We start from the raw sequence: 4813 nt of genomic DNA, 5'->3' as shown, positions 1-4813 counted from the left end.
CCTCCGACCGGCAATGGCGGCGGAGACGACAATGCACTAACTATATACCCGGACCACCCGGTGGGGGCTGCTCAGAGCCGCTCGGACACATCCTCGCCGATAACGTGAAGCACGCCGCCGCAGCAGACGCAGGCCTTGCTGTCGACATCAACGACTTGCTCGACACGCTCGAGGTGAGCCGGAAGGCGACCTCGGTTGCCACCGCGCGGTCGGGCCGCGACGGCAGGCGCGCCGCGGGCATCGGCGCCGGCGCGTACCCGGCTGACGGCGGTATCGAGCTCCTCGAGCGCGAGCGCCAGCTGGTCGGGATGCAGCTGCTCGGACCGGGCACCGAACCGGTGCCGCTGGAAAGCGGCGATGATCGCGTTCAGCCGGTCGATCTCCGCCTTGGCTTCGCTGTCCGCGCTCTCAAGATCGGCGATGTGTTGGTCGCGCTCGCTGAGTCGCGCTTCGGCCGCGACCAGCATCGCGCGGAGCAGCGCGGGATCGTCGGGAAGCTCGGCCTCGACCAGCATGGCTTGAGTGAATCAGGGCGCGACTACCCCGTCAACCTGCAAGTTGCGGCGCGATCGGGCGACGCCCGCCGTGAACGCGCCGCCAGTCGAGACCCTCGACAAGCGCCGCGAACTGCGCTGCGGTCAAGCGCATGACCCCGTCCTCGATCGTGGGCCAGCGAAAGCTGCCCCGCTCGAGCCGCTTCGCCATCAGCCACAGCCCGGTGCCATCCCACCACAAGAGCTTGATCCGGTCCGCTCGCTTCGCGCGGAAGACGTACACCACGCCCGAAAACGGGTCGGCGCCATACGCCGCCTTCACCAGCGCCGCGAGCGAGTCCGCGCCCTTGCGGAAGTCCACCGGCCGGGTCGCCACCAGCACACGCGCGTCGGCACCAGGGCCGATCACCGCGCCGTCTTCAACGCATCGATGACCGCGGCGATCACGCCGGCATCCGCGCCGCGCGCGATCCTCACCGCCACGCCGTCAATCTCCAGCTCGACTACCGGCACCGGGGCGGGTTGCGTCCGCCTGACAGGCTTCCGCTTCGAGGCGGGCGGCGCCACTGGTTCGATCACCGTCGGCACGAACATCGGGTCCGACTGCCCCTGGTTCGCACCTTGAACCGCGCTCGCGGCGTAGCGCAACTCGCGGCGCCAGGTGAACAGCTGCGACGGCCTCAGATCATGCCGCCGCGCCAGCTCGCAGATGTTGCCGCAGTCCGCCATCTGCGCGACCAACGCCAGCTTCTCCTCCACGGAAAAGCTTCGCCTACGACCAACGCCAGTTACCACCTCGAACCGGCGGATCGGCTCCAGACTAGCTCGCGGCCTTGACCCCGGCATAGCTCCAACGCGTGCGTCATCTTCCATCGCCATGGACTCGCCCGTCAGCCAACACGTCACAAGGTGGGTGCAGGACAGCGCTTACGGTGGTGAGCGTGACCGGGCTGTTGCTCTCGGCCGCGTCGATCCTGCTGCTGCTATGGCAGGTGACCGAACTCAAGGCGATGACCACGGCGCCGCCGGCGGCCGCCACGGTGGCGCCGGCGGCGACGATCGATCAAGCGCTGGCCGCGGCCGCGGCCGCTCGGCCCGCGAGGCGGCTGGGCTTCGCGTTCCTCCCGGGCGCCGAATATGCCGGCGAGCATCACTATACGGCGGTGCTCTATGGTCGCGAGGCTTATGCCACCGGCCTGTTCGAGATCGCGGCGGTCGAGGCGCGAAGCGGCCGGGTTGACGCGGTACGCCCGCTGCCACCCTATCTACAGGCGATCGCGCTAGCCGAGCTGTTGCACTTCGGCGATTATGGCGGTCTGCCGCTCAAATTGCTGTGGCTCGGCAGCGCGCTTGGGACGCTGGCGATCACGGCGAATGGAGCGTGGCAGTGGTGGGCCAAGCGGCGGCAACGCTGCCCGGCGCCAGTGGCCGCGGCGCTCGCGCTGGAGCACGCCGAATGAGCAGGCCCTATGCTTTCGCGCTGCTGCTCGCGGTGTCGACGCTGGTTGGATTGGTCGGCATGTTCGTGCTCGATGGCGCGAGCGACTTCGCATTCCTACTGCTCGCCGCTTTGCCAGTGTTGCTTGGCACGAGGGCAGTGATAGGCAAAAGGTCCCGCTCGAGCCTTCGCATATACGACCGTTTTTGAGGAGCCGGCTGTCTCGCCCGCCGGCTTTGCGAAGCTTCCACCGCTTGTGGCCCGCGCGGACAGTCGGTAAATCGACAGACTGTTACTTCTGGGAATCGCGGCGTGCGCTGGCTCTTGGCCATGTTGATGTTGGTTGGGGTTGCCTTCTGGGCGACGCCGGCTGCCGCGCATGCGCATGGTGGCGGGCGACACCCTGCAGAGGTGTTGGCCCAACAGGTCGCGCCTGCGCAGCATCTTGCCGCTGGGCACGCAAAGACAAGCGTGCACCACCATGATTGCGCGCATGATTGTGACTGCCCCGGCGATTGCTCGGGCGGCTGCGCGGACAGCTGCCATTTCGCCGCGCTCACTTGCCCCGCCACGCCGGCGATTTCGAGCGCGACCTTCCCGCGGCCGCTCTGGATGACGGCGCTCAGCATCCCGCTTCTCTCCACCGCGCTGCCACTGCCCGCAGCGCCGCCCGATTTGGCCTGATCACGGGATCAGTGTGCCCGGCGCACAGGCGCCGCAATCGGGATAAAGCGAATGACAAGCAGGATTTGGTCGGCCGGCCAGCGCGTTGGCCCGGCGGTGGTGCTGGCGCTGGCGTTGGCGACAGGCGCGGCGCTCGCGCACGAGGGCGAGGATCACGACGCGCCGGCGGCGAGCGCCGCAGCGGGGCGGCCGCCCGCGACCGCCGAGGATGGGCGCTACGAGGTCGTCGCGGAGAGCAATGGTCGGCATCTGAAGCTCTGGCTCGACGATTGGGCGAGCAATGCGCCCGTGGCCGGCGCGCGCGTGGTGGCGACGATCGCCGGGCGGGACCTGCCGCTGCGTGCGCTCGCCCCCGGCGATTTCGCGCTCGATCTGCCCGCGCCGTTCATCGGCCCAACGCCGATCGGGCTCGCGATCGAGGGGCCGCGCGGACCCGCGCTGCTCAACGTCGAGGTCTTGCCGCCGGGTGCGGAGGCCGACGGCGACGCGCAGGACTTCGACTGGTCCGCCGCGCTGATCGGGGGCGGGGCGGTGCTCGCGGCTATCCTGCTCGCCGCGCTCGGCTGGCGGCTGGCGCGGCGGCGGCCGGTCGCGGCGGCGGTGCTACTCGCGATCCTCATCACGCCGCGGGCGATCGCGCATGGCGACGAACCGCATGACGAGGCCGCGCCGATCGCCTCGGGCGATGCCCCGGCGCGGCGTGGCGACGGCAGCGTGCTGCTCCCCAAACCGACCCAGCATCTGCTCGAAATCCGCACCTGGCCTGCCCAACCCGGCGTGGCCCAAGCGGCGGTCACCTTAACCGGCCGCGTGATCGCCGATCCGGCGCAGACCGCACGCGTCGCGACGGCGGTCGGCGGGCGCGTGTTACCGATCGGCGGCGCCTTTCCGCGGCTGGGCGCTGAGGTTCGCGCAGGCGCGGCGCTCGCGCGGATCGTGCCGACACTCGATGCCGCCCAGGCGCAGGCGGCGGCGAGCAGCCTGGCCGCGCTCGACCGCGAGATCGCGCTCGCCAATGCCGATTATCAGCGGCTGAGCCAGCTCGACGGCGTGGTCGCGCGTGCCGAGATCAACCGCGCTCGGCTGACGCTTGAGGGGCTGCGCCGCCAGCGCACGGCGGCGGCGCGTCCGGTGGCGAGCGCCGAGGTGCTGCGCGCCCCGATCGCCGGCCGCATCCGCGCGATCCGTGCCGCGGTCGGCGAGATCGCGGCACCTGGCGCGGTGGTGATCGAGATCGAGGGTAGCGCCTCGCCTCTGGTCGAGGCGGTGAACTTGCCGAGCGAGACCGGCCAGGCGGTTGCGAAGGCAACGCTGGCCGAGCGCGGTGCGCCGCTGCGGCTCGTTGGGCGATCGCCGGGCGTCGCCGGCGGCGCGGAGACGCTGCAATTCGCGCTGCCGGCGGGGAGCGGCCTGCGCACCGGCGCGGTGGTCCGCGTGGCCGTCTCCTTCGCGGACGGACCCGCGCGGCGCGGCATCGTGCTGCCTGCCGAGGCAATTGTCCGCGAGGGCGGCGACATGGTCTGGGTCAAGACCAGCCCGCTCACTTATGCGCCGCGACCCGTGCGCACCGTGCCGGCGGGCGACGGCGTGCTGATCGCAGGCGGGCTCGCAGCGGGCGAGCGGGTGGTGGTGCGAGGGGCCAGTCTGATCGCGCAGGTGCGCTGATGTTCCGCGCGATCGTCGGCTTCAGTCTCGCAAACCGGCTGCTCGTGCTCGCCCTGGCGGCGGCGCTGAGCCTGGCGGGGCTGGTCGCCGCCGCCCGGCTGCCGGTCGATGTGTTCCCCGATCTCAACCGCACGACGGTGACGGTGATGACCGAGGTTCCCGGTCTGGCGGCCGAGGAAACCGAAAGCCTCGTCACCATCCCGATCGAGGCCGCGCTGGGCGGGCTGCCGGGCACGCTGCGGCTGCGCTCGTCGTCGGTCGCGGGGCTGTCGATCGTCTATGTCGATTTCGACTTCGGGGTGAACGTCCTCGCCAGCCGCCAGCAGGTGAGCGAGCGGCTGGCGACGCTTGCCGGCACGTTGCCGAGCGGCGCCGAGCCGCGCCTCGCGCCGATCAGCTCGATCATGGGCGAAGTGATGCTCGTCGCGGTGACGGGCGCCGAGCCGATGCGGCTGCGTGAGCTGCCCCCTTCTGAGTGGTCCATCGACTATGAGAGTCTGGATCAAGGAAGGGACGACGAATGCCTGCCAAG

At 70.7% G+C, this 4813-nt stretch carries 8 protein-coding genes; 5 read left to right on the top strand and 3 right to left on the bottom strand.

All coding sequences use genetic code 11. The features are described 5' to 3' along the window. Window positions 1-71 precede the first annotated feature (71 nt). Genes K2X73_RS15365 through K2X73_RS15355 form a run of 3 tightly spaced genes read right to left on the bottom strand, consistent with a single transcriptional unit; the run spans window position 72 to window position 1340 of the window. Window positions 72-515 carry a transposase gene (locus K2X73_RS15365; RefSeq protein ID WP_294112243.1) on the bottom strand — a complete coding sequence of 148 codons (444 nt, stop codon included), beginning with the start codon at window positions 513-515 and terminating at the stop codon, window positions 72-74. Window positions 516-546: 31 nt separating this feature from the next. Next, window positions 547-903 (bottom strand): IS66 family insertion sequence element accessory protein TnpB, encoded by a 357-nt coding sequence (tnpB, locus tag K2X73_RS15360; RefSeq protein WP_294112241.1) that lies wholly within the window; start codon window positions 901-903, stop codon window positions 547-549. Next, window positions 900-1340: a transposase gene (locus tag K2X73_RS15355; protein ID WP_294112246.1), complete on the bottom strand. Its 441-nt coding sequence runs from the start codon at window positions 1338-1340 to the stop codon at window positions 900-902. The genes tnpB and K2X73_RS15355 overlap by 4 nt, the downstream gene beginning before the upstream one ends. 11 nt (window positions 1341-1351) lie before the next feature. Here K2X73_RS15355 and K2X73_RS15350 point away from each other — a divergent pair, with 11 nt between their 5' ends. The 5 genes from K2X73_RS15350 to K2X73_RS15330 all read left to right on the top strand — a co-directional run. After that, complete coding sequence (locus K2X73_RS15350) at window positions 1352-1954, top strand: PepSY domain-containing protein (RefSeq protein WP_365980777.1); 603 nt, start codon at window positions 1352-1354, stop codon at window positions 1952-1954. After that, complete coding sequence (locus K2X73_RS15345; RefSeq protein WP_294112240.1) at window positions 1951-2142, top strand: hypothetical protein; 192 nt, start codon at window positions 1951-1953, stop codon at window positions 2140-2142. Before K2X73_RS15350 ends, K2X73_RS15345 begins: the two co-directional genes overlap by 4 nt. Window positions 2143-2403: 261 nt before the next feature. After that, window positions 2404-2616: a hypothetical protein gene (locus K2X73_RS15340; RefSeq protein ID WP_294112239.1), complete on the top strand. Its 213-nt coding sequence runs from the start codon at window positions 2404-2406 to the stop codon at window positions 2614-2616. 51 nt (window positions 2617-2667) lie between these two features. Further along, window positions 2668-4281 carry a hypothetical protein gene (locus tag K2X73_RS15335; protein WP_294112237.1) on the top strand — a complete coding sequence of 538 codons (1614 nt, stop codon included), beginning with the start codon at window positions 2668-2670 and terminating at the stop codon, window positions 4279-4281. Continuing rightward, window positions 4281-4813 (top strand): efflux RND transporter permease subunit (locus tag K2X73_RS15330; protein WP_294112235.1); only part of this gene is annotated, 533 nt, incomplete at its 3' end. The genes K2X73_RS15335 and K2X73_RS15330, both read left to right, overlap by 1 nt.

It is taken from the genome of Sphingomonas sp., assembly GCF_019746665.1.
Lineage (GTDB): Bacteria > Pseudomonadota > Alphaproteobacteria > Sphingomonadales > Sphingomonadaceae > Sphingomonas.
Note: the sequence above shows the minus strand (reverse complement) of the source record. Positions and strands in the feature narration are given on the sequence as shown.